Source organism: Nostoc sp. ChiSLP03a, from assembly GCF_034531215.2.
GTDB lineage: Bacteria > Cyanobacteriota > Cyanobacteriia > Cyanobacteriales > Nostocaceae > Nostoc.
Genome location: NZ_JAVRBQ020000104.1, coordinates 103629 through 128457 on the forward strand (window position 1 = coordinate 103629; position 24829 = coordinate 128457).

General features: G+C 41.2%; 18 protein-coding genes. 6 read left to right on the forward strand and 12 right to left on the reverse strand.

The window, feature by feature from the left end; translation table 11 throughout:
* Positions 1-390 precede the first annotated feature (390 nt).
* From RMY32_RS17565 to RMY32_RS17575, 3 genes are all read right to left on the reverse strand, one after another.
* A complete protein-coding gene (locus RMY32_RS17565) occupies positions 391-3222 on the reverse strand; it encodes a glycoside hydrolase family 10 protein (protein ID WP_322710197.1) in 2832 nt (943 codons plus the stop codon).
* Between the two features lie 978 nt (positions 3223-4200).
* Positions 4201-5526 (reverse strand): TIGR03279 family radical SAM protein, encoded by a 1326-nt coding sequence (locus tag RMY32_RS17570; protein WP_322710180.1) that lies wholly within the window; start codon positions 5524-5526, stop codon positions 4201-4203.
* Between the two features lie 262 nt (positions 5527-5788).
* Complete coding sequence (locus tag RMY32_RS17575) at positions 5789-6613, reverse strand: undecaprenyl-diphosphate phosphatase (RefSeq protein WP_322710181.1); 825 nt, start codon at positions 6611-6613, stop codon at positions 5789-5791.
* 438 nt (positions 6614-7051) lie between these two features.
* Here RMY32_RS17575 and RMY32_RS17580 point away from each other — a divergent pair, with 438 nt between their 5' ends.
* The 3 genes from RMY32_RS17580 (at position 7052) to nadB (ending at position 10676) form a co-directional block, all read left to right on the forward strand.
* Positions 7052-7831, forward strand: a complete 780-nt coding sequence (locus RMY32_RS17580; protein WP_322710182.1) for a DUF3120 domain-containing protein — start codon at positions 7052-7054, stop codon at positions 7829-7831.
* A gap of 567 nt (positions 7832-8398) precedes the next feature.
* Positions 8399-8827: a photosystem II complex extrinsic protein PsbU gene (gene psbU, locus RMY32_RS17585; RefSeq protein WP_322710183.1), complete on the forward strand. Its 429-nt coding sequence runs from the start codon at positions 8399-8401 to the stop codon at positions 8825-8827.
* A gap of 172 nt (positions 8828-8999) precedes the next feature.
* Complete coding sequence (gene nadB / locus RMY32_RS17590; protein ID WP_322710184.1) at positions 9000-10676, forward strand: L-aspartate oxidase; 1677 nt, start codon at positions 9000-9002, stop codon at positions 10674-10676.
* A gap of 143 nt (positions 10677-10819) precedes the next feature.
* On the opposite strand, the gene RMY32_RS17595 is transcribed toward nadB, so the two are convergent.
* The 4 genes from RMY32_RS17595 to btpA all read right to left on the reverse strand — a co-directional run bounded on the left by RMY32_RS17595 (position 10820) and on the right by btpA (position 16239).
* A complete protein-coding gene (locus RMY32_RS17595) occupies positions 10820-11026 on the reverse strand; it encodes a hypothetical protein (RefSeq protein ID WP_322694486.1) in 207 nt (68 codons plus the stop codon).
* 771 nt (positions 11027-11797) lie between these two features.
* Entirely contained in the window at positions 11798-14005 is a 2208-nt protein-coding gene (locus tag RMY32_RS17600) for a CHASE2 domain-containing protein (protein WP_322710185.1), read from the reverse strand.
* A gap of 331 nt (positions 14006-14336) precedes the next feature.
* Complete coding sequence (locus RMY32_RS17605; RefSeq protein ID WP_322710186.1) at positions 14337-15320, reverse strand: vitamin K epoxide reductase family protein; 984 nt, start codon at positions 15318-15320, stop codon at positions 14337-14339.
* Between the two features lie 70 nt (positions 15321-15390).
* Complete coding sequence (gene btpA / locus RMY32_RS17610) at positions 15391-16239, reverse strand: photosystem I biogenesis protein BtpA (protein ID WP_322694493.1); 849 nt, start codon at positions 16237-16239, stop codon at positions 15391-15393.
* 756 nt (positions 16240-16995) lie between these two features.
* Between btpA and rimO the strand changes: the two genes are divergently transcribed.
* From rimO to RMY32_RS17625, 3 genes are all read left to right on the forward strand, one after another.
* Positions 16996-18315, forward strand: coding sequence for a 30S ribosomal protein S12 methylthiotransferase RimO (gene rimO / locus RMY32_RS17615; protein ID WP_322710187.1), 1320 nt, complete (start codon positions 16996-16998; stop codon positions 18313-18315).
* A gap of 275 nt (positions 18316-18590) precedes the next feature.
* On the forward strand, positions 18591-20120 hold the full coding sequence (locus RMY32_RS17620; protein ID WP_322694482.1) for a DEAD/DEAH box helicase: 1530 nt from the start codon (positions 18591-18593) through the stop codon (positions 20118-20120).
* A gap of 196 nt (positions 20121-20316) precedes the next feature.
* Positions 20317-20895 (forward strand): Uma2 family endonuclease, encoded by a 579-nt coding sequence (locus RMY32_RS17625; protein WP_322710188.1) that lies wholly within the window; start codon positions 20317-20319, stop codon positions 20893-20895.
* A gap of 10 nt (positions 20896-20905) precedes the next feature.
* Here the strand turns inward: RMY32_RS17625 and RMY32_RS17630 are convergent, their stop codons facing one another.
* The 5 genes from RMY32_RS17630 to RMY32_RS17650 all read right to left on the reverse strand — a co-directional run bounded on the left by RMY32_RS17630 (position 20906) and on the right by RMY32_RS17650 (position 24600).
* Positions 20906-21853 (reverse strand): aldo/keto reductase, encoded by a 948-nt coding sequence (locus RMY32_RS17630; protein ID WP_322710190.1) that lies wholly within the window; start codon positions 21851-21853, stop codon positions 20906-20908.
* Between the two features lie 236 nt (positions 21854-22089).
* The gene (locus RMY32_RS17635; RefSeq protein WP_322710191.1) at positions 22090-22314 is read right to left on the reverse strand and encodes a hypothetical protein; all 225 of its coding nucleotides are present in this window, start codon (positions 22312-22314) and stop codon (positions 22090-22092) included.
* A 253-nt stretch (positions 22315-22567) separates the two neighbouring features.
* A complete protein-coding gene (locus tag RMY32_RS17640) occupies positions 22568-22861 on the reverse strand; it encodes a hypothetical protein (RefSeq protein ID WP_322710193.1) in 294 nt (97 codons plus the stop codon).
* A 127-nt stretch (positions 22862-22988) separates the two neighbouring features.
* Positions 22989-23408, reverse strand: a complete 420-nt coding sequence (locus tag RMY32_RS17645; RefSeq protein WP_322710194.1) for a hypothetical protein — start codon at positions 23406-23408, stop codon at positions 22989-22991.
* 511 nt (positions 23409-23919) lie between these two features.
* Positions 23920-24600, reverse strand: coding sequence for an Rpn family recombination-promoting nuclease/putative transposase (locus RMY32_RS17650; protein WP_409883307.1), 681 nt, complete (start codon positions 24598-24600; stop codon positions 23920-23922).
* Positions 24601-24829 lie beyond the last annotated feature (229 nt).

Consider the following 24829-nt stretch of genomic DNA (forward strand, 5'->3'; position numbering starts at 1 on the left):
ATTTTTACCCTGTGCTACATCAGTGCGTAAGCATAGCCCGTTGTCGAAATAGCATCTACTTGAGTAGTGATGTTTTTAACACAACCATTACGAGCAAACAGTCAATTCTTAACTCTAAGCTTTGTAGGCTGATGAGCTGAGGTAAAGCTTGCATAGATTTTCACGATAGCTATCATCAAATAATAGTTATCTAAACCTGCTTATCTAAGTATTTTCCAATATTTTGACCTTAAACAACTAGTAATTTTTGGGATACAAACACTACAAAAAGTGTGTTAAGAATTACAAACTAGCTTATATCCAGCTAGTTGGGCAATTGTCATTTGTCATTAATTATCCTCCCCTGCTCCTCTGCTCCCCTACTCCCCAGCTCTTTGCCCCTCTGCCTCTTCACAAAGGACGTAATTGCACCCGCCGTTCGCCATAACGTAATAGCCTTTCTATAGTTACGAGCCGATTTTCCCAAACTTTGACTTGATAGGAATTCGACTTAATTTCTTGGCTCATCAATACCCGAAATTGAGACTGGAACCGAGTTAGAGAGGCTTTCGCCACGAGTAACTTACTAGCAGAAGGGGAAGCGGCAAGCTGATTTAAAGCACTGCGTAAAACTTCTGCCTGGTTGTTAAAATCTGAAATTTTCTGAGATGGTCTTGGTCGTTGGTCATTTTGGAAAACAAATTTCCATTCCCGTTGTAGCGCGGTGTAACGGATGGCGGCAGTTTGAAAAGGCTGATGGAGAGGAATCGGTTCACTTGTTGTAGATTGAATTCTACCTTGGGTGCTATTAAAGAGTTTTTGGAGATCGTTGTTAAAATTCTCTGCCGCAAATAGTGCATATCCACTAACTGGCAAGTCTCTTACCAACTGGAGTTGATCGAATGCCCCGATTGTTGGCAAAGAAAGCAAGCGAATTCCCGGCACCAACAAGGTAGCTCCCAATTGTTTAGAGGCAATCCAGGGTTGGGCCAGTCGTTGAAACCGAGAAGTATCAAGAGCATAAGTCATGGGAACAATTAAATCTACATCCCCCTGTTTTGCCCAAGTTTCCCAATTTTGTTGAATTTTCTGAATCCGTTCTAGTTCTGGCAAAGGAAATACTGCAACCGACAAAATCAAATTCGGTTGCTTTTGTCGCAACTGCTGTGATACTTGGGCGACAAAGCTATCAACTTGCTCGGTGCGAAATTTTGTCCATTTTTGCCACAAATCTACTTGGCTAGGAGAAATATTCACTGGATCTACACCAGTAAGTTTCTGAAATTGCGCTCTTGCAGCTTTCCCATAGCCATAAGTTCGACCTGCTGATGGATCTTGGAAAGGGTAGCGAATGTAGTCTAGTTGTAGACCATCTACCTTATATTTAGTGACAATTTCCTCATACAGCTTGAGCAAGTATTGCCGCACTTCGGGGTTGGCTGGATCGAAGAATGGCTTGGTCTGACCAACGGGAATCATGTTGCCTAGATTATCGTAGTTTGCCCAATCGGGATGAGCCGCCAGTACTGGCCCTGGATAATTAGGATTAAGATTGAGAATTTCATTATGACGTTGATTGCCAGCAGCAAAAGTCCACACCCAAGCGTGTAATTCCATGTCTCGCTCATGGGCTAGTTTCACCGCTTCTTCCAGTGGGTTCCACCCACGAATTAATGGGTTTTGCTCTTTTGCGACTTGGCTCGGATAAATTGTATAGCCAGCGTTAACAGTTTCAAAAAAGACGGTATTAATCCCGGCTTGAGCGAGGCGATCAAAAATCTGTGCCAGTCCTGCCTTACTACCAGCGCGAACAATCGTTCCCCGATCTAACCAAACTGCACGAATTTCTGGTTGAGCTAGTTTCCGATCGACAGGAAACTGCTGCCACAAAGTTGTTTTAGCGGTCAGCCATTGCTGACGAGCCAAAGCGTAGTTTTTTTGAGCAATCAATTGGGGTAAATTTTTAGCAATTAGCCTTGCTTGTGCCAAGGCTTGATCTTTAGTTATAGCTAGCGCCTCCAGTTTGGTTGAGGCTAATTGTGTTGGCTGTTCTTTGGGAGACTCGGGTGTGTTCAAATGCCTAGAAAACTGTTTCCCCTCACTTTCAGATATTGTTTCGCCAACATTAGCCGCATCAGCTAACACCGCTAAATGAGCGCTTTCCACCCGACCAATCAGATTTTCTAACTCTTGCTGGAGAGCGATCGCTTGCCTGTTATCAATCGGCTCGTTGGAGTTGGGTGCAACATCCAAACGCACCGCTTGTTCTAATTGGTCAATAGCCTCCTGAGAACTTGGGGGTTTGACCATAGGCAAAGGTCTAGGTATGGGAGCAGTGGCAGTTTTAGGAGGAATCAATGAAGGAGATAAGGGAGATGAACTACCCCCCTGCCTCCCTGCCCCTCTGCTCCCCTGCTCCCCTGCTCCCCTGCTCCCCTGCACTAAGGGCGCGGCTGCAACAGTTGTAGAGCAGCTTTGGGAACCTCCTGGTATTTTTTTGGTGCGATTTGATGGCGCTAGTGCTGTCAAATAGTGATTGATAGTAGTTTTTAACCAGGCATTATCCAACTCGGCTGCGGAGGCTGTATCTGTTCCCCAGCGCCAGCCCAAAAACGTGGAACGCTCAGTTGTCACGACTGCGGCCGGACTATCTTTGGAATTCCAAACAGCAGGAGATTCAGTGCCCATATCATTAGGAATCACAACGCCGCCGCGCACTTTACCAAATAGTCCAGTTTGATTTGCCCATTCTGGAATCCTGGTTTTTGCAGCTTGAATCTGTTCTGTGTCACTAAGGCTGAATCCCCAATAACCTCCCAAGAGCGATCGCAATAATTGCCGCACTCCTGGCGATGATAAACTACCTACAGGCCCACTAGCAATCAAACGCCCTCCCTTACTCATCCAGTCTTCTAGAGCGATCACTTGAGTTGGTGTTAATGTTTCGACGTTTGGCAAAAATAATACCCGGCGATCGCCCCAATCTGCCCCACTCTTGACATCATTTAGGGAAATTACACAATATTTCACTCCTGTTGTCTGTAAGCGATCGCTTATTCCTCTCCATTGATTTGCATTTTCTTGTCCATACACTACGCTTAATACGGGTTCTTCAGTCGCCGCCGTTACTGGCAAAATACTCAAAAAACTTAAAACTACAATTTCACAACTTAAAATAAATAATCTTTTAGCTTCTTTAATTTTTAAACTTATATCTTTTTGGTTTTCCTGATAATTCACCAGTGACTCCTCACTTCATTATTAATTAATTTAGTTATTAGTCATAATTCATTAGTACACAATATAGGACTTGAGCTTTATCCTAGTAAGTTTACTGAGATTCTTACTCGGATTAGGTAAGCTCATCTTTTACTTTTCAAAAATTAAATAGAATTCCTATAAGCTTTTCGTAGAAGTACTTAGTGAATTACCTTCATTAATCTAGCCTATCAAAACCAGGAAAAAATGCCAAGATGGATACTCAAATTGCCCAGGCGATTCTATAGAAATTGTTAGCTATTACATTGTAAATTTCATTCCATTGGTGACTAGATTTTTAGAAAATTTTGTGTTTACCAATTCCAATAGGCTTTTGGGCAATTACAGAGAGTTTTCACTTAAACCTAAAAGAAAAAATGCCACTCTTATTCTGATTATCTATTTTTCAGGATTTTTGTGAGTTAAAAAAGTAATACTAGTGCATTTTAAAGCCCTCACCCTAAATCTCTCTCCCAAGCTTGGGAGAGGGACTTTGAAATTGGCTCGGCTCCCTTTTTGCCAAAATTGTGAGAACGGGTTGGCGGATGAAGACAGATTTTGTATTTGTGCAATAAGTCTAATTATTACTCTTGACGATCGCCAGAGTTAAACTAACAATAATTTATCACGAATTTTTCTAAAAATTTTTAGATAAAATAAGATAATAATTTCAACAGTCGCGATTGCAATCATCAAAATTTATTAAATGTAAAGCAATATTTTTAGATTTATTTATGTTTAATTAAAGCTTATCAATTTTGTATTTAACATTCAAATATTTTGATACAAAAAATTGCTTTGAGTTGAAATGTTTAAAATTATACTGATTCAAAAAACTTTTATAACAGATAACCACACCCCAAAAGCATTTTCTTGACAAGAATAGGGATCGGGGGTGAAATTTTGCTATGTACTTCATCCACCTGGAAACTACTATAAAACTAAAGGACTAACAAAAACAGCTTAAAGAATACAAGTATTGATTAAATCTTCAACTCCTCCTACTGGTAAAATTTTTGTCTCAAGTTTGCAGGCTAATTCTTCAATACTCATATCATCTAAAAATACTAATTCACCATGTTTGAGCATTACATTTGGTAGTAAAATTCCGTCTCCCAAATCTTGTCCTTGTAAGTTCAATAGCAAATCATGACCCGTTAGTAATCCCGTGACAGTGATACTCTGTCCCCAATAATCACTACATAAAGCACGCATATTTACTTTTAATCCTTCAACAGAATTTAACCGTTTCAAGATAGGTTCAAAAGCGTTTTCTACTGCGTTGCCTACTACCCAAGTTAATTTTCTTTGAGGATAAACTTTTGACGGTAGTAATTCTGTTGCCGCGGCTGCAAATTGCTTGATAAACAACTGAATTGAACCAACACCATTATCAATTTGGGGATACTCTTCATATTCAGATTCGCTCGGTAATTCCTCACCTGCAATCAAAAACCACTCATCAGCTAACCAAGCGACGTTAGAGGAAAACTTTTGGCGAAATTGTTGCGAAAGTTTTTGCACTTGAGAAATCACTTCTTTCGCTTTTTCTCTGGTTACGGGTGTAAGTTCGTCTTCTGGAGGCCGAAACCTTGTCAATCCGACTGGCACAACTGCTACCGACGCCACCGTAGGCACTTCACCAGTATGAAAGGATGCTAAGTCTTTTAGGGTTTGCTCCAAATGTTCGCCATCATTTATACCAGGACAAACAACTACTTGAGCATGAACTTGTAGCCGTCTTTTTTGAAACCACTTGAGTTGTTGTAAGATTTGTCCCGCACGAGGATTTTTCAGCAGTCTAATTCTAACTTCTGGCTCCGTGGCATGAACAGAAACATACAACGGAGATAAGCGCATTTGTTCAATTCGCTGCCATTCTCTTTCTGGCAAATTGGTCAAGGTAAGATAAGAGCCGTACAAAAAGCTTAAGCGATAATCGTCGTCTTTAAAGTACAAGCTGGTGCGCTTACCTGGTGGTTGTTGGTCGATAAAGCAAAAAGGACAGCGGTTATTACACTGAATTAAGCCATCAAATAGGGCAGTTTCAAATTCTAGCCCCAAGTCTTGGTCATAATCTTTTTCGATTTCCAGGCTATGAGTTTTACCAGTAGCGTCTAAAACTTCTAATTCTAAAATTTCATCAGCACACAAAAACTGATAATCAATTAAATCGCGGGGACGTGTACCATTGATTGCAACGATCGCATCTCCAACTTCAAAACCAATCTCTGCGGCTATTGAGTCTGGAAGAACCTTGGTAATTCGAGCAGGATGAATGGTAGTCATGGGGAATGGGGCATTGGGCACTTGTACTGAGCGTAGTCGAAGTATTGGGCATTATAGCGTTTCTTAGTTGAGTCTAATACAGACTTAACCTCAGCCTCTTCCCTAGTCGCGTTGGGGAGTAAAATTTAAAGCCTCTCTCCTACAAGGAGAGAGGAATGGAAGTGAGATTAGATTGATTACATACAAACGAGCAGTCGCTCTAGTCATTTGCTTCGGACAAAGGACAAAGGACAAATGACTAATGACTAATGACTAATGAATATTATCCTTTCCAACCTGCTGCGATCGCTAGTAAGATTGCACTACCAAATGCTAATCTATACCATACAAAAATCAAAGTGTTTTTGGTTGCTAAGTATTTGATCAAAAATGCAATTGATAGGTAGGAAAAAATAAAGGTTGAAATAATTCCTAAAATTAACAGTGCAACAATGTTATCTGGCAACTGGTGAGCTTGAAACAATTTGAATATTTTCAAGCTTTTGTACAGCGTCGCAATTGTAAGAGTTGGAAACCCTAACAAAAATGAGAATTTTGCTGCTGTAGCACGTTCTAATCCTAAAAATAAGGCAGTTGTCAACGTCGAACCAGAACGAGAAACGCCCGGAATCAAGGCAAGTGTTTGTCCCAATCCAACCAAAATACCATCCTGAATCTGCAATGACTCAAAACCGCGCTTACGAGTGCCAATTTTTTCTGCTAGAGCTAGTAAAAGTGCCATAATAATTGACATGATGCCAATAATTAATGGACTCTCAGGTAAAATATCTTTCAAAAGGAAGCCGAAAATTAAAGCCGGCAGTGTTCCGACGACAATACCGACAAGAATCTTCCATTCTTCGCGTTGCCAGTCTTTGGCTTTTAGTGCTTCGATTCCACCTTTGACAATACTAGAAATCAGCGACCAAAAATACCCCACAATTGCGATAACGCTGCCAAATTGAATCGCATCAACAAAATCTTTAGAACCTAGTTCTTTCCAACCAAATACCTTGGTGAAAATTATCAGATGTGCAGTGCTGCTGATTGGTAAGAACTCTGTAATCCCTTGAACAATACCTAAAATAAAAGCTTGAATAAACTCCATATACAATTAATACCTTTTTCGTGTTATAGAGATCGTGATGAACATTTTTTAGCTGATGATGTTGCTTTATATACTCTCTATTGCACCTAATCTTGTAGAAAACTCAATTTTACCGATCGAAAACATCATCGAAGACGCTGACTATGTTCTTACACCCACCTCAATAAGTCAACGCAATTTGAAAAATTCATCAAATTTTAATATTTAGCAGACTTATAGCAGCTAACTTTTCACCTCTTTTGTAGTTCCTTATTTACAAGGAACTACAGAGGAGTTCTGTACATAGTGGAACTTGAATGGATTCGCCTAGCACAGAATGTTTTGTTTGGTTTGCACCAGCGCTTGTGGAAATTTTAGTATAATTAAAATGCCCCTGGGGGGGATTTTAAAGTGTGATATCTTAAGTAAGATAAAGTTTAGTAACAAATATTAAAAACTTTGATTAATAATACACTGTCTTCCTACAGGGTTTCTACCCCTTCTATTGATACTGAGTTGGATTTAGCTGATACTGCGCAAAATGGTATCAGACAATTGGAATCTACACTTTCCCTTTCTCCCTCTTTACCCTTATCTACTTCTGCCCAACAAACATGGTTAGTGTTTGCAGCAGCGGTGTTTTTGGTAACAGTGCCAGTATTTATAGAAGCGCCAATAGTGCGATCGCTACCAAGTCTGAGTTTAGCGATGACAGGATTTTGGGTGTGGCTCAGTTTTGCCTTAATGTCACGTCCTGCAACTTACGTCTGGGGTGATTTGCTCTTGGGGTTTAGCTGGAGTTGGTTAGCAGGAGCGATTTACTGGGGTTGGTTACGTTGGGAACCTTTATGGCATCTGCCGGTGGAATTTATTGGTTTACCGTTTGCTTGCTGGTGTCTGGCAAAGAATTGGGGCAAGGTAGGTAACTGGTTTTATTTAGGTTCTTTACTCGGTACAGTTTTAACGGATGTATATTTTTATATAGTAGATTTGATGCCTTATTGGCGGCAAATCATGAGAGTAGATGCAGATGTTGTACCGCAAATCTTACAAAATGCTCTCATACAAGTACAAGCACCTTGGGGACAAACTTGGGCGATAATTCTCGCCGTAGTGCTATTAACAGTAGGAATTTCAGCTTTAGGTCGAAATCAAAGACACTGGTATGCCTTTGGCGGCGCAGTTTTAAGCACAATTTTGGTAGACAGCCTATTTTTGTTAGCTGCGATCGCAGCGTGAAGAAGGTAGGAGACACTATATGTTTATGTTGCAATGAGCGTGTGGGCTTCTCTTACTGAAGCTTTTCTCAGCCCAATCTACGGCACATCAAAAATGATGCTGTAGATGATTAATTAGTTAAGAAATATTACATAAAATCGATCGGCATCAAGTCTTTTTTGGCAAGGTTTTCGATCTTAGAAATCGTGCAGTTTTGTGTCTGCTTTAGAGGTAGAATCAGCCACCCCGAAAAGATTTCGTCAAGCAGAGAATGCTGCTAGAATCGTCGATGTAAGGCTATTGCAGCCATGCAGGCACTCTTTCCACCATGAAAATTTGTGGCAAAAGTATAGTCAAACCCAGTAACGGTAAATATTGTGGATATTAATACGCTGTATATTAGTTTCTGATGACTGCTGTGTTGACTAAGCTATCAGCTTTTGTCCTTTGTCCTTTGTCAGTTGTCCTTTGTCCTTTGTCAGTTGTCCTTTACAAATGACCAATGACCAATGACTAATGACTAATGACTAATAACTGTTGTTAGCTTAAAACTTTTATTTCTGTTTGATGGAAAGAGGTAGAAAAATCGTGAAAGGATTGGCGCGTTTATTAACAGTGTTTAGCTTGTTACTTAGTTGCTGGGGATGGTTGGGAACAACTCAGATAGCCCAAGCTGCTAGTTTCAACAGTTTTGCTTTTCCCCAAGTCCCAGTTCTGGCAATTGAGCGGCAAAATAGCGCAGACAGGAAGCTAGCAACGGAATTTGGTAAAAAAATTGATTTGAATAATACCAACGTCCGAGCTTTTCAACAATATCCAGGCCTTTATCCCACCCTTGCGAAGCTGATCATCAAAAATGCTCCCTACCAAAGCGTAGATGATGTATTGAATATTGGAGGATTGAGCGATCGCCAAAAACAAACCCTGCAAGCTAACTTCGATCACTTCACCGTGACAGAACCAGAATCTGCCTTCATCGAGGGAGACGATCGGTTTAACAACGGTATCTACAGATAACTAAATTGCAGTTAATGTAGCAAATAGCAGCCCACTCCTGATTCTAGGGAGTGGCAAATGATATGAGTTATGAGTTATGAGTTAGGAGTTATGAGTTATGAGTTAAAAATTCAAAACTCCTCACTTCTAACTCCTCACTCCTCACTTCTAACTCCTAACTTCTCCATATACCTTGTCTCAGATAGATATTCCCAGCCAATTTGATGTTTTAGTAGTCGGCGCTGGTGCCGCTGGACTATACACAGCTCTGTGTCTGCCAGAATCCTTGCGAGTCGGTTTGATTACCAAAGAAACCGTTGCATTATCCGCCAGCGATTGGGCACAAGGTGGTATTGCCGCAGCGATCGCCCCAGAAGATTCTCCCAGGCTGCACATTGAAGATACGATCCAGGCGGGTGCAGGTTTATGCGATCGCACCGCTGTCGAATTTCTCGCCGAACATGCCCCTAGCTGTATTCAATCCTTAGTTAACTTGGGGGTAGCTTTTGACCGTCACGGTCAAGCCTTAGCTTTAACTTTGGAAGCCGCCCATTCTCGCCGCCGTGTTCTCCACGCTGCTGACACTACAGGCAGGGAAGTTACTACTACCCTCACCGCTCAAGTATTACGTCGCCAAAATATTCAAGTTATTCAGCAAGCTTTGGCTTTGAGTTTGTGGATTGAAACCGAAACTGGTTGCTGTCAGGGAATTAGCCTGTTTTATCAAGGTAAAATCACCTGGATAAGAGCTGGTGCTGTGGTACTAGCAACTGGTGGTGGGGGTCAGGTATTTGCCCAAACCACTAACCCGGCAGTGAGTACCGGTGATGGGGTAGCGATCGCAGCTAGGGCTGGGGCTATCCTCCGCGATTTAGAATTTGTCCAATTTCACCCGACTGCTCTCACTAAACCTGGTGCCGATCGTTTCTTGATCAGCGAAGCTGTACGCGGTGAAGGGGCACACCTTATCGATAATGAAGGGCGGCGTTTTGCCTTTGACTACCACCCTGCAGGTGAACTTGCACCTAGAGATGTGGTCAGTAGAGCAATTTTCAGCCATTTACAACGTACTGCCCTTGATTTGGCTACTGCTCATGTATGGTTGGATATGCGCCCCATCCCCGCTGACAAAATTCGTCAGCGCTTTCCCAATATCATCAAAGTTTGTCAGCATTGGGGAGTTGATGTTTTCCACGAACCAATTCCTGTAGCGCCAGCTGCCCATTACTGGATGGGTGGAATTGTTGCGGATCTGATGAATCGCACAAATATCTCTGGTTTGTATGCGGTGGGTGAAACCGCTAGTACTGGTGTACATGGAGCAAATCGCCTTGCCAGTAATTCCCTGTTGGAATGTATTGTGTTTGGGGCCCAGATGGCTAATATTAAGTTAGAAAATATTGGGCTGCTTTCAGAAATACCAGTGCTACCGTTACGGAAATTTAGTCCTGATGTTAGTGAGTGGCATATCCAACAAGCACAGCTAGAAGCACTCAGAGAGAAGTTACCGCGTCTAGTGTGGGAAAGTGCTGGTATTTGTCGGGAGCAATCAAGGCTAGAAAGTGCGATCGCGACTATAAAATCTTGGCAGCAAGATTTCGCTGCCTTGTCTTTAACTCAATTCTTGCTTGCTTTACGTCCAGCAGAACCCGCTAGTTTTGACCTACCAGATGTTGAACGGCAATTAGCACTTTGGGCAGAAACCCGCAATTTAATAGATGTAGCTGATTTAATTCTCAAAAGTGCTGCTTTTAGAACCGAAAGCCGAGGCGGACACTTCCGTTTAGATTATCCTCAACCAGACTCAAATTGGCAAGTCCACACACTTATACAAACAATTCATTGGTGGAAATCTTCACTATTGTCTTGAATCGACTACCTTATAGAGCCTGACGGTTTTCGCAACCCTAAGTACAACATTTTGGAATCAGCCGTTAAGTACAAAGATGTGGTGTCCAAGACGGTAGTTAACTCATCGCGTTGCTCACCAGAATCTAAAATTCAAAATTGCTATCAGCGGGTGCCGCTACCATTATGACTGTCGGGACCACCATAATTTGGTGGAATGTATATGTCTTGTAAATTTTGAGAATTGACCTTGCGGGCGATTAAGGTATTACTGCTAGTAGGGCCAAAAGAATTAGCACTTGCACTACTGAATATACCTGTGCAATCGGCAATTTTTGGGATCAGTAAATAAGCACCTATGCAGAATATCATAAACTTTGCGATTCGGAAGTTCCTCTTCATATATTTCGGTAAATTTACTAGTTTTTTTATTTAAAAACGTATTTTTTAGTTACTACCGTATATTTACTGGATTTTTCAACAAAAGTATTTTAACTTTATGAAATTATTGCGAGTACTGTACAAATCATTGTGGTATTCCCTTGTCGATTAACCTTAATTTGCCGATATTAAATAGGTTTCATACTTAAGTAGTATTCCAAATAGGCGATTTTTACATCAGTCTCAAGTTAGATATGTCAATGATTTACTGCCAGCTTTTTGAGTACTTCATTATATATTAATAATATCTTAATACTTTTAAGTATAAACACTATGTTTCATAAATTGCGAGTTCAAAAAAATATGAAATAATACTTATCTAATTGTATAGTTTATAGATTTCATAAGTAAAGATATGTAAAGATAAAACAACATATCTATATTCATTAAAGGATTTTAAAATTTTGTCTTGCGTAATAAATAAATAAGTACCAGTATAAAAATGTATGTAAAATAAATTACTTTAAATTTATTTTGAAAATTATTTTTGATCGCTAATTATTTTTTGACTTAAATTATGAGGTTTAGCGCTCAAACCAAAAAGCCTTACCAGGTCTGCATTTGACGAAAAAATTACCTCGCAAGATATAAGCTATATTTTTTCGAGACAGTGCCTTAGACGTGTCTCTGGTCTAAAGTCATAATTTGAATGTAAAAATTGTAACTACAGTGAAAAAAGCTGGAGGCTTGGCTCTTAAATAATTAAGCAAACTCGTAGCGATTTTTACCAAGACGCTTGGCACGGTACATTGCTGTATCAGCTTGTTTCATCAAAGTTTCACTGTCTTGACTGTTGTATGGATAAACACTAATGCCAATACTCGCAGAGACTCGGATTGTATAGCCATCCAAAACAATTGGCTTGGTAATACTGCTTAAAATTTTTTCAGCGACTTTAGCAGCTATTTGAACGTTAGGTATTGCCCGTAAAATCACAGTAAATTCATCGCCACCCAAACGAGAAACTGTATCACTAACGCGTAAAGAGTTGCTGAGTCTTTCAGCAATGGTCATTAGCAAGCGATCGCCCGTCTCGTGTCCTAAAGTATCATTGACTTGCTTAAAGCCATCTAGATCGATAAACAGCAGTCCCAGCAACAAGTTGTTGTGTTGTGCCCAATGTAAGGACTCGTAAAGTTGTTCGGCAAAAAATTCGCGATTAGATAAACCAGTGAGGGGGTCGTGATACGCTAAATAACGTAAGTGGTCTTCTTTGAGTTTTAATTCATTGTTAGAGCGGGATAGTTCAGCAGCAGTACGCTTGAGCTGTTCTTCCATCAGCTTGCGCTGAGTAATATCTCGGATGACCCCAACTAAAAAGAAATTGCCAGCTGAGTCTTTGTGAAGCGATCGCTTAGTGGCAATTTGATGAGTCTGGCCATCGGCATTTGTAAATTCTTCTTCATGTTCGTGGGGTTGTTGAGTCCGAAACACAAGATCGTCTTGTTGTCGAAACACATCAGCTTCATGTTTTGGAAAAAAGTCATAGTCTGACTTTTCAATTAAAAACTTATTTGGATAACCGATAAATCGACAATACGCCTCATTTAAAACAATCCACTGATGTTGTTCATTTTTTACAAAAATTGGATCGGGGATCGTGTTGATAACGTGATGCAAAAATTCTTTGGAACGTTTCCACTCTTCCTGCATGTGAGCAATATGGCTAGTCATCCAAATAGCTGAAGTACCAAAGCAAACCAATGAGGGAATGAGTGGTATCCACCAACCGTATAAAAAGAAAGCAAGGTATGCACTCACGGTCAATACAAAGCAACAAACTAGGATACAGAGAAGACTTCTAGTTGCGTTTCGTATCCGCCATACGATCGCGGCTCCCAGATAAGACCAAACAAAAACCCACAAGTATTCCACCAAGTCAGGCCAGACTTTGAGTAATGGTCTTCCATCAACAGCAGCAGAGATTAACTCACTAATAAAATAAGCCTGCAATTGAATACCAGGTACAGGCTCTGCTAGACCCATTGCACTGCTAGAGTAGGGAATAAATACAAAATCTGGGAGACTGGGCGCAGTCGAACCAATAAGTATAATCCGATCTTTGATTAAGTTTGCTTTGACTTTATCTGCTAGTACATCACTCATCGATACCTGGCGAAAACTACAAAATTCTCCAGACGAACTTTGACATTTAGGTTTGGGAAAATTGCTCAAAATTTGGTAGCCTCTATCATCAGCTCCTACATAAGCACCATCATTAGCCTCAAAACGAGTAAATGCTGCCTTACCTAATTGCAAATACTCAGGGTTACTTTTTGCTTTAGTGGGAGTAATTCCCTTTGACTTTAAATACAATAAAGCCAACTTCAGGGCAAAACTTTCGTGTACTTCACTTTTAACGTGCCAATACAACAAACTGCGACGTACTTTACCATCAAGATCGTACAGCACGTTATTGAAGCCCACTTGATCTTGATTCAGTCCCAGTGGAGGCGAAACACTAAAGTTTTTGTTGTTGTCATTTGCTAGTAGTTCAATACCAATCAAGTTGGGTGTTGACTGATAAACATTACGTAGTTCTTGATTACCAGGCTCTACTGGTAAATTTCTGTAAATATCTAAGCCAATCGCACGGGGTTTATGGACATTTAATTTTTGCAACAACTGGGCAATCTTCGCATCTGGAATCGGCCACGAACCTACTTCGTTTAAATAAGCCTCATCAATCACTACGATCGTAATCCGGTTTTCTGGCGGTTCATTTGGACGTAAGCGAAAAAATTGATCCAAAGCCCCCCACTCCAAAGATTGCAATAATCCAATGGAGTGCAAAAGCAGGACGCAGACTGCAACGCTGGCCGCAGTATTCAATTCTCTGTGTTCTCGACTAAGCGATTGTTTCAGTCCAAAGGTTAACTTCACAAAACATTTGCCTAGTTGCTGATTCATTTCCATCACCTAATAGGCAGAAATATTCTCTATTTCTTATAGCTATTAACTATCGGACTAACATAGCTCAAGTAAGAGCTAAATAGAATTTATAAAAATTTTTTCAACTATAAAAATAAATTAAAATATACATTTTTTAAAGTAAATGTACTTAGCTAATTTCCTTGAGCTTAAGTATTTGCAGAGCAAAGCCGCAATAAAATTAGTAATTGGGCATTGGATAAGACCTATTATCTGTTACCAAAAACAAAAAAGCCAACTGGAAACAGATTTTACTGTATTCATCCAGTTGACTATGGGGTGTGAACTACTGAATATCAGTGTAGGTACTTTACTTAAAATACTTGAAGTTCTGAGGCCCTGTGTAACCAGAAACTTTCGCTAATTCCTCTAAGTTTTGGACTCCGCTATAGCTTTTACCATTAACGATCCAAGTGGGGAACCCTTCAATTTTTGCAGCTTTACAGAGTTCTGGTTGAGCTTTGAGTCCATCGGGGGCGCACTCTACCTTAATACCATTATTGATTATTTCCTCAGCTTCTTTACCAAAAAGCAGCTTTTGCTCGTGGCAGTGAGGACACCAATAAGCACTGTATTCCTTTGCACCTACCTTTGCCAGATGGTTTGCTAAGGCTATTTCTGCCTCACCAGAAGTAGTGGTAACTTCCCAACCGAACGCTGGGTTGGGGTTTTCCTTGGGAGTAAAGGTAATTTTTGTGGGTTGTCCAGGAGTTCCAGGTGTAACATCTGATTGATTCACACCAGCATAGACGCCTAAAGTACCAATCAGCGTTACCATCCCGACAATTAGGGCGGTAAACAAGATTTGTCCAATATCCTCCCAAGTCCGACCGATAATCGTTAGTACCAAAAGACTCACAGAGAACAAAGCTGAACCGATACAGTAAGGACAAATAGCTTTGATTTGAGATGCCAGCACATACATTAAATAGCCGCTAAAGACAGACATAGCGATCGCACCTACCAGCAGGAGCCACCACGTCCAATTTTCCAATTGTTTGCGGTTATTGTTTTCCCCTGAGTTGAATACCAAGGGAGCCAAAGCCAATATCACCATACTGGTGTATGCCAAAAACCCAAACAAAGCTAATGGCTGTCCAAAAACCGTTGCCCAAGGACTGGAAAGCACATCATTACAGCCCTTAGTACCAGCCTGTGCCACACAAGCGGCACTGCCTCCGCTTAACTTTTCTATGGTGAGATAACCTGTGATCAGGGCACCACATCCAGCGATCGCGGCAATCAATGGACGTGACCATTTATGAATCCAAGGAGTAGAACGGCGGCGAATCATAAACTGCTATTGGTTAATGGGCATTGGGCATTGGGCATTGGGCTGTTTCTCCCCATTCCCTATGCCCCAATTAAGAATGTAACTTCACTTGTTCTGCTGGCTTGCTTTCACCTTTGGAGTTCCAATTGCGACGGGCAACTTCCACAAATTGACTGACGCGAATTGGGTCAATTGGTTGCTCTATGCGTCCATGACGTTTTAGGGAACTGGAAACTATTACACCATCTGCTGCTTGCATTAATGTATCAATATTTTCCCAATTGGCCCCACTGCCGATGAACACTGGTGTGCCATTTGCTGCACCACAAGCTAGTTCCAAATCTTCTAAATTAGGAGGACTACCTGTAGCCCAACCAGATAAAATTACTCCGTCTGCTAAACCCCTTTCAATGGTGTCTTTCACAGCGACTGTGAGATTTGGAGAACTCAAAGGACGGGCGTGTTTCACCAACACATCGGCCAGGATTTTAACATCACAGCCCAACTCCCGTCGATAGCGGAGTAGTTGATGGGCTTCTCCCTCAATTAATCCCTGGTCGGTTGCCATCACCCCTGTGAGGACGTTGACGCGGATAAATTGCGCCTGTACACAACTAGCGATCGCTATTGCACTTTTGGCGTCATTTCGCAAAACATTTAAGCCTATAGGCAAAGTTACCAAATTCTGTATCCGCTGCACCACAATGGTCATGGCACTCACAACTACTGGATCGACTTGGTTTTTGGTAAACGGCGCGTCGAAAAAATTCTCGACAATCAACCCATCAACTCCTCCACTTGCCAAGGCTGCGGCTTCTTGTTCGGCACGATCGATCACCGCTTTTAGGCTACCTCCCCAACGGGGTGAGGTAGGCAGTGGTAGCAGGTGAACCACGCCAATAATTGGTGAGCGAGTTTTAAATATCTGATATAAGTCCACGTCTTTAATCCGCCTCGCACAGTCCAGAGTCCAGATTTTTTTGACTATTGAACGCCAGTTCATCACCACTCCCCTGAAGGTCGGGAACCTTTATATAAGAGTGGCTATTCAACGGGGAAAACCCCGCACGTGACTGGCTCCTCTTGACCCTTGACTCTTGACTTTTCATTAACTAGTCAAATGTGTTTTATGATAGTCGGTTTATTGCCTCTTTCCTCAGATGGAAATTGGCGTGTAACCTCCCATAAGATATGTTAAGATAAAACCTGGCTACAAGAGGAGTTTGCCACTCACTAGACGCAAGGCAGCTTTCCGTGGTTTAGGCGTCTTGTCCGCACCCAGTCGTCGGACTTGCCAATCGCCAGGGTAGCATTACTGCTTTATAAGCGTAGTCGCTTTCGTCGATTTCCCTGAGGGTAGCGACTTCTCACAACAAGCCCTTTGGGCGGCTTCCCGATGGGTAGGTTAACAACGCACACGCTGTGGTAATGTAAAATACCAATAGGGGAATTGTTAAAAAAGATTACAAGTGTCAAATGTACCCAAAGACACTTCAATTTACCCTGGGGAACAGATTGATAAAAATATCATAACATGACCTCTATTTTTATTATTTCATAGGGTCATAAGTCCACGGATAGTTGCTGACAGTGGGAATCTGCCACTGTACTGTTATTAGAAGGATAGCGATCGAAAAAAAGCGAAATTAGCACCAGAATGTTGATTACAAGAAAAAAATGAAGATATTTTCAAAATATGGGTGACAAGCCAACGATTGCCATTTCTCATTTGGGCTGCGAGAAAAATCGAATTGATACAGAACACATGCTGGGAATGCTTGTAGAGGCAGGCTACGGTGTAGATACAAATGAAGAGTTAGCAGATTACGTTATTGTTAATACTTGTAGTTTTATTGAAGCGGCCCGGCAAGAATCTGTCAGAACTTTAGTAGAACTGGCAGAGGCAAACAAAAAAATCGTAATTACTGGCTGTATGGCGCAACACTTCCAAGAACAACTTTTGGAAGAGTTGCCTGAAGCAGTAGCCGTTGTGGGTACAGGCGATTATCACAAAATTGTAAATGTAATTGAGCGTGTTGAACTTGGCGAGCGGGTCAAACAGGTTAGTATAGAGCCAACCTACATTGCCGACGAAACTACACCGCGCTATCGCACGACAACGGAGGGCGTTGCTTACCTTCGGGTTGCGGAAGGATGTGATTATCGTTGTGCATTTTGTATAATTCCTCATCTTCGAGGAAACCAGCGATCGCGTACTATTGAATCTATCGTCGCCGAAGCGGAGCAATTAGTTAGTCAAGGGGTAAAGGAAATTATTTTAATTTCCCAAATCACTACTAATTATGGTCTAGATATTTACGGTCAGCCAAAATTAGCCGAATTACTTCGTGCTTTGGGGAAAGTAGATATACCGTGGATCAGAATGCACTATGCTTATCCCACGGGACTGACCCCAGAAGTGATAGCAGCCATCCAAGAAACACCCAACGTCCTGCCTTATCTGGATTTGCCCTTGCAGCATTCTCATCCAGAGATTCTCCGCGCCATGAACCGCCCTTGGCAAGGGCGCGTAAATGATGGGATTATAGATCGCATCAAAACGGCGCTACCAACAGCCGTACTGCGGACAACATTTATTGTTGGTTTCCCAGGAGAAACAAGCAAGCATTTTGAGCATCTACTAGAGTTCGTCCAGCGGCATGAATTCGATCATGTTGGTGTCTTCACCTTTTCCTCTGAGGAAGGAACTCCAGCTTATAAGTTGCCAAATCAGTTGTCCCAAGAAGTGATGGACGATCGCCGATACCAACTGATGGAAATCCAGCAACCGATTTCTCAAAAGAAAAATCAACAGGAAGTAGGCAAAATAGTCGATGTCCTGATTGAGCAAGAAAATCCTGAAAGTGGTGAATTAATCGGTCGTTCAGGTAGATTTTCCCCAGAGGTTGATGGTCTGGTGTATGTCAAAGGCCAGGCAAAGTTAGGAACCATCGTGCCAATAGCGATTCACCACGCTGATACATACGACCTCTATGGTCAAGTAGTCAATAACTAAATTGTCCTTTGTCTTTTGTCCTTTGTCTTTTGTTAAATGACCCTTACAGATTCACCCTTATCCCAAGATCCACACTGCATTAATGGCAGTTTTCATGAGGGTTTACCTGAAATTCGGGGACTCACTCGTGGGCATAGCTTCTCCAAAAGTTGAGGCTTTGCTATCGCCCTTGGCTAACTAACTAGCCAATAACTTAATGACTAATGACTAATGACTAATAACTAATGACTAAATGACTAATCCAAAAATCCTTACATAAAATTTAGGACGAATTAATGACTCTTTCATTTCAAGAATTAGGCATTTCCCAAGAACGTGTCGAACAACTAGAAAAAATCGGTTTTACCGAACCAACTAACATTCAAGTGCAAGCAATTCCCCAATTGCTAGCCGGTCGTGATGTGGTAGGTCAATCTCAAACTGGAACAGGTAAAACGGCAGCATTTTCACTGCCAATTTTAGAGCGGCTAGATATTAATCAAAGAGCCGTGCAAGCCATAGTTTTAACACCAACCCGTGAATTAGCGATGCAAGTTCACGATGCGATCGCCCAATTCATCGGCAATGAAGGCTTGCGGGTGTTAGCAATCTACGGTGGTCAATCAATTGACCGCCAAATGTTACAACTCAAACGTGGCGTTCACATGGTCGTGGGTACTCCCGGACGGGTGATCGATTTGCTCGATCGCGGCTGTTTAAAGCTCGATCAGGTCAAGTGGTTTGTATTGGATGAAGCTGATGAAATGTTGAGCATGGGCTTTATCGACGATGTGATCAAAATCCTCTCGCAAGCGCCCGTAGAACGCCAAACAGCTTTATTCTCGGCAACAATGCCACCATCGATTCGGATGTTGGTGAACAAGTTCTTGCGATCGCCGGCGACTGTCACCGTTGAGCAACCAAAAGCCGCTCCCAACAAAATTAATCAGGTAGCTTACCTGATCCCGCGCCACTGGACAAAAGCCAAAGCTTTACAGCCGATTCTGGAAATGGAAGATCCAGAAACAGCTTTAATCTTCGTCCGCACCAGACGCACAGCCGCAGAACTCACCAGTCAGTTACAAGCAGCTGGTCACAGTGTCGATGAATACCACGGTGACTTGTCGCAACAAGCGCGAGAACGGTTATTAAGCAGATTCCGTAACCGTCAAGTTCGCTGGGTGGTAGCAACTGATATTGCAGCACGAGGCTTAGATGTCGATCAACTCTCCCATGTGATCAACTACGACTTACCCGATAGCGTAGAAACCTACGTCCATCGCATTGGTCGTACTGGTCGTGCTGGTAAAGAAGGAACAGCAATTTCTTTAGTACAACCATTTGAGCGGCGCAAGCAGCAAACATTTGAACGTCATAATCGCCAAAGTTGGCAATTGCTGTCCATTCCTACACGCGCCCAGATTGAAGCAAGACACATTCTGAAATTGCAAGAACAGGTGCGGGAAGCTTTGATGGGTGAGCGTTTGGCTTCATTCTTGCCAATTGTTAGCGAACTAATTGAAGAATATGATGCTCAAGCGATCGCCGCAGCTGCACTGCAAATTGCTTACGATCAAACTCGTCCCGCTTGGTTGAGTTCAGACGTGGAAATTCCCCAAGAGGAATCCTCCACTCCCAAACCAAGACTCAGTAAGCGTCGTGAATCTTCTAGCGATCGCCCCCGTGCTGCGTGGAAATCAGATAGCAGTAATGGTGAAGAAAGACATTCTTCTCCCAAGCCCAAACTACGGACAAGTGGACAGGATTCATCTGCATCTCCTAGTAAAAAGATAGGTTCACCGACAGCTAGAGAATCAGCTTCTTAGTCAACAGTTCAAAGTTAATCAATTTTGGATTTTAGATTTGAGGTTTTTTCTTCAATCCAAAATCCAAACCTAAAATTGGAGAGTTGAGAGTTAGGAGTCAAGATTTTGACTTTGGCTCTTGACTTTTTGGCTTTTTGGGTAATTTTTTTTACCAGTTTGTAGGAAGATAAATTAAAGATGCATTCTTCGTGGTCTTATGTTCACTATTCCAGACTTAGAGCAACTACAAGCAGAGCATCCAGAATGGCAGATGGAGCTGGTAGATGGAAATATAGTTGTTATGGGGCCATCAGATTATGAGTCAGAGGAAATAAGTGCTGAGTTAGCTAGGTTACTGGGCAACTGGGTGCGCCCACAGAGGCTAGGACGGGTAACAGGTTCTAGCGCTGGTTTCATCTTGCCTACATTAGAAACTGAAAACGGTAAAGAAGCTGATAACGAAAAACGAAATCTGCGCGCTCCTGATGTATCTTTTGTTCGTGCTGATAGACTGAAAAAAAGCAAGCGTGACTTTGTGGAACTGGTGCCTGACTTAATGGTAGAGATAAAATCTAAGTCAGACCGCATCAAGCCACTGGTAGAAAAGATTCAGCTATTCCTACAACTTGGATGTACAGTTGGTATCCTGATCGATCCTGACAAATTGACGCTCACAGTTTATCGACTCAACCAAGAACCAATAGTTTTGCAAGACAACGACAAACTGACACTACCAGACTTACTACCAGGTTGGGAGCTAGTAGTGTCAGAAATTTGGCCTCCTGTGTTTGAGTAGTTCAAAACTACTACAGCCAAGGACGACTAACTTGTTCTAACTCTGCAATTTCATCATCGTTCAATTTCCAGCCCAAAGCACCAGCATTCTGCCGTACCTGTTCGGCTGTCTTCACCCCAGCAATGGGAATAACATTCCCCTGAGCAATTAACCAGTTGAGAGCGACTTGAGCAGGAGTGCGATCGTATTTTTCCCCGAAGTTGCGTAGCAAAGATATAACTGGCGCAATTTTTTGCAGACCTTCTTTGTTAAATCGCGGGTCTATTTTTCTCGCACCAGTGGGAGTTTCAGTACTATCAATACTGTACTTACCTGTGAGTAATCCCTGAGCTAAAGGACTATAAGCCAAGATAGTCACACCCAACTCACGCGCAGTTGCGATAATACCTTTGCTTTCAACTTGGCGACTGAGTAAAGAATAGCGTACTTGGTTCACAGCCAAAGGCACTCCACGAGCCGCCAATATTTGATGCGCATCTCGCATTTGCTCTGCTGAGTAATTACTCACGCCAACTGTAGCAATTCTGCCTCGCTTCACTTCATCCGCTAAGGCATTCATCAAAGTTTCTTGACTTAAAAAGAAGGCAAAAGGCCAATGCACTTGATACAGGGCGATTCGCTCAAGTTGTAGCCGTTTGAGGCTAGCTGTTAAAGCATCCGAGACGGATTGGGCTGTAAATCGCCACGGTAGGGGGCCAAATTTTGTAGCGATTTGTACAGGTTGTTGTGTCTGTTGCAGAAATTGTCCCAAAAATTTCTCGCTCTTTCCCATTCCGTAGACTTCGGCAGTATCAAAGAAAGTAATACCAGCTTCTAAGGCTGCGGTAAAGGCTTCTTGTAACTGTTCTAGACCGTAGGCACTGCCATAATTCCAAAATAGTTTATCACCCCAAGCCCAAGTGCCGATGCACAAAGGTGTAACAACTGGGCCATTTTGCCCCAATGTGATGTGTTCCACGGTTGCAAAATTTAGTTTATTTACATTTCTTTACTTTTATAGTCTATCGTTACAGACAAAATACGGTGCGATCGCTACTGCTTGGTTGCAAATCTTGTGGTGTGTAGACGTAGCCCGTCGTAGACATCGCAGTTTGCATAAATATTTACAAATTACACTTGACAATATATTTATTCTCATAATTAAGGGAGGCTCATAACCTCCCTTTAATAATAGTTGAGTGTATTTACTTGTATTTATGAATTAGATGATTTATCCTGCTTGGCTTTTTTGATTAATTCCATGTAGACATTAATCTCACTAATTTCTACATCATGCTCAACCCTGGTTACTTTCCATCTTTCCTTTTTTAGGTAAACTTCCTCTCCTACTCTGGGAGTAAATTGGAGGTCATAAAACTTTTTTAGAAAATCTTTTTGATTTTCTTCCCATAATATTACTTTGACTACTTCTTTGCTCATTGCTTATGCCTTTTTGGTTACTAGATGAAGCTAAGTACTTTGATGACATATACACGGCAAGTTTATCTTACTAATTCAATTGAATGGCGTAGTTAAAACCACATTTTAATATTGATATTTTTATGTGCCTTAATTGCGTCTCTTTAAGTTAAAGATTTTTTATTTTTATAGCGTATCATCATTGTCTGATTCATCGCCTTATTAGCTGTGTCTGTATAATTATCAAAATTTTCCATATTAAAAACTTATTCCATCAACTATCATAAACAACAGTTGGCTGTCCTGTGATGGTTGCTAAACGATCGCTGATTGATGTCACAATTGCAAAAGCTGTTTGTTTTGTTATGATACCTGACTCGAAAACAACATGAATGCCATGCATTTCGTATGAAAACGATACTTCGCAGCCACAAACTTCAATTTGGCATACGTCCTGTCCCTCAATTATTTTTGAGCGATAGTCAAGCGGTTGATATATCTCGCAACCAGCACTTTCAGGGAAGATAAACCATCCGCCAGCCTGCGGCTGGATATTAAATTCAAGCATATAGAACCTTATAGGGCTATAGATTATGCTTCAGTAAATTAATGATTACTGATGGTGTGTAGATTTAAGTAAATGTAAATTTAAAATGCTATTAGCTTAAGTAAGTGAATTAGCTCTTAAATTAAATTTAATCTTGAAAAAAACTTTCTACTTGTTGTCCAATCGTTTGATGTAGTTCCATCGCTAAAGATTTGTGAAGAAATTGTGCTAGAGCTTCTCGTTGCAAGGGAATATTTAACTCAGGAAATTCTTTTTTTATCCGAAATAAACAAATTGCCAAAAATGATGCTGTTGAGCGCACATCAATTCTTTTATCTTGAGTAATTGATAAAAGTTTATTAGTGAATTGTGTAATATTATGATATTTCATTTGGTATGAAATACGCAGTAAATTTATAACTTGATATTCAGTGAGGCTTGGTTCATCTATTTTTACTAATAGATAATCAAATGCAGGTTTACCAAGCTTAATAATTTCATTAGCTACATTATCAGATAAACGTTTACTATGAAGCTGTTTGATTAGTTTTTCAAGGGTATTATCCATCTTTTAGAGTTTCTGATACCGTTGGTGATTTTAGAGAATTTTCGAGAATACCCAACTTAAGAGATTGGTAGTTGTAAGTTTAGATTAGATTCAAACATTTTCCCATCTATTAGCTACACCTTTACTTCGCAATAAAAATACGAATAAGAGGCTCTTAAAACCTTTGAGATCGCTGAACTATGCCAAAAATTGATAAGAAATACAGTGCTAAAGTTTCTTACTTTAGTCATTTTTCAAGCTTTTTTACGATTTACTGCTTTGAGGCGATCGCTCTGGAAACCATAAAAGGGCAATTGAGGATTTTAATCAAGCTCTTGTCATTTTGCAAAAATATGACAACAGACATAAAATGCCCATTCTATGTATTTTGTTGTGCGGCAATCTGGACAGCTTCTATATCAACATTGAGGTGTTGAGCAATCTGCTCCACACTCATCCCTGTTTTTAGTAACAGAGGGACGGTAAGTTTCAACATTTCAGCTTCCCGTTCTTCTCGACCTTATTCTCGACCTTATTCTCGACCTTCTTCTCGACCTTCGGCTTTCGCTTCCTGATAAACCCTTGTTTGCTCTAAAGTCAATCCCAGCATAGCTTCAACTTCCTCTCTACTCAATGAAGAAAACTTATAAACGGCGATTGTGGTGATGATGTCTAGTATTTCATTTTGCGGTAGTGTGTCCGTTTCCTCTAATTTTATCCGCTCAATCAATTGCTTTGCTTGCTCTGCCATCACTTCATCCGATACTAGAGTCAACTGCATCAAGTTGATGCCTATTGGCTGCTGATTAGTCGTGCCTAACTCATCTAAATAGATTCGTTGCACTTGGTCGCTGTTGAGAAATATTCGATGAGTTTTTTGATCGCTTGGTTCCAAAGAGCGTGATGAAAAAATTACCACGCAAAACCAGTCATCGTACTGAGAACGATTCCGGTTCAGGTACATCAGCGACTCAGTAAAAAATCGATGATAGAGGGCTTCATCTTTTTGGAATTGAACTTCAGCAAAAAATATCGCTCTGGATATTGCATCCTCTGGAGGTAAAAATACACCATCAATCCGAAAAGCCGTTTCTTTGACTTCAACTGATTCAAATCGATAGTTTTGCCCTTGCAGAGGAGGATTATCAACTAGTTCAAAGAGTAACCCAGGAAAGCGCTTAAAAATTTGATAGTAAATGGAATCTCGTTTCACTGCTTCATCCTAAAATTCTCTCGTTATCCGATTGCGGATTACGACCAAGCCATAAAGATTAATCCTAGCTTGGCTGAAGCATACGTTAACTAATACCAAATTAATATGAAGCTGCATAGAATAGAGCTTCCAAGATAAAGTTATAAGAAGAGACAGAAATTACCTGCTCAAATGTGAGTTGGTCGAAGATTTCTTGGATGCGCTCGCGTAAAGCTTGTAAAGAAGAGAA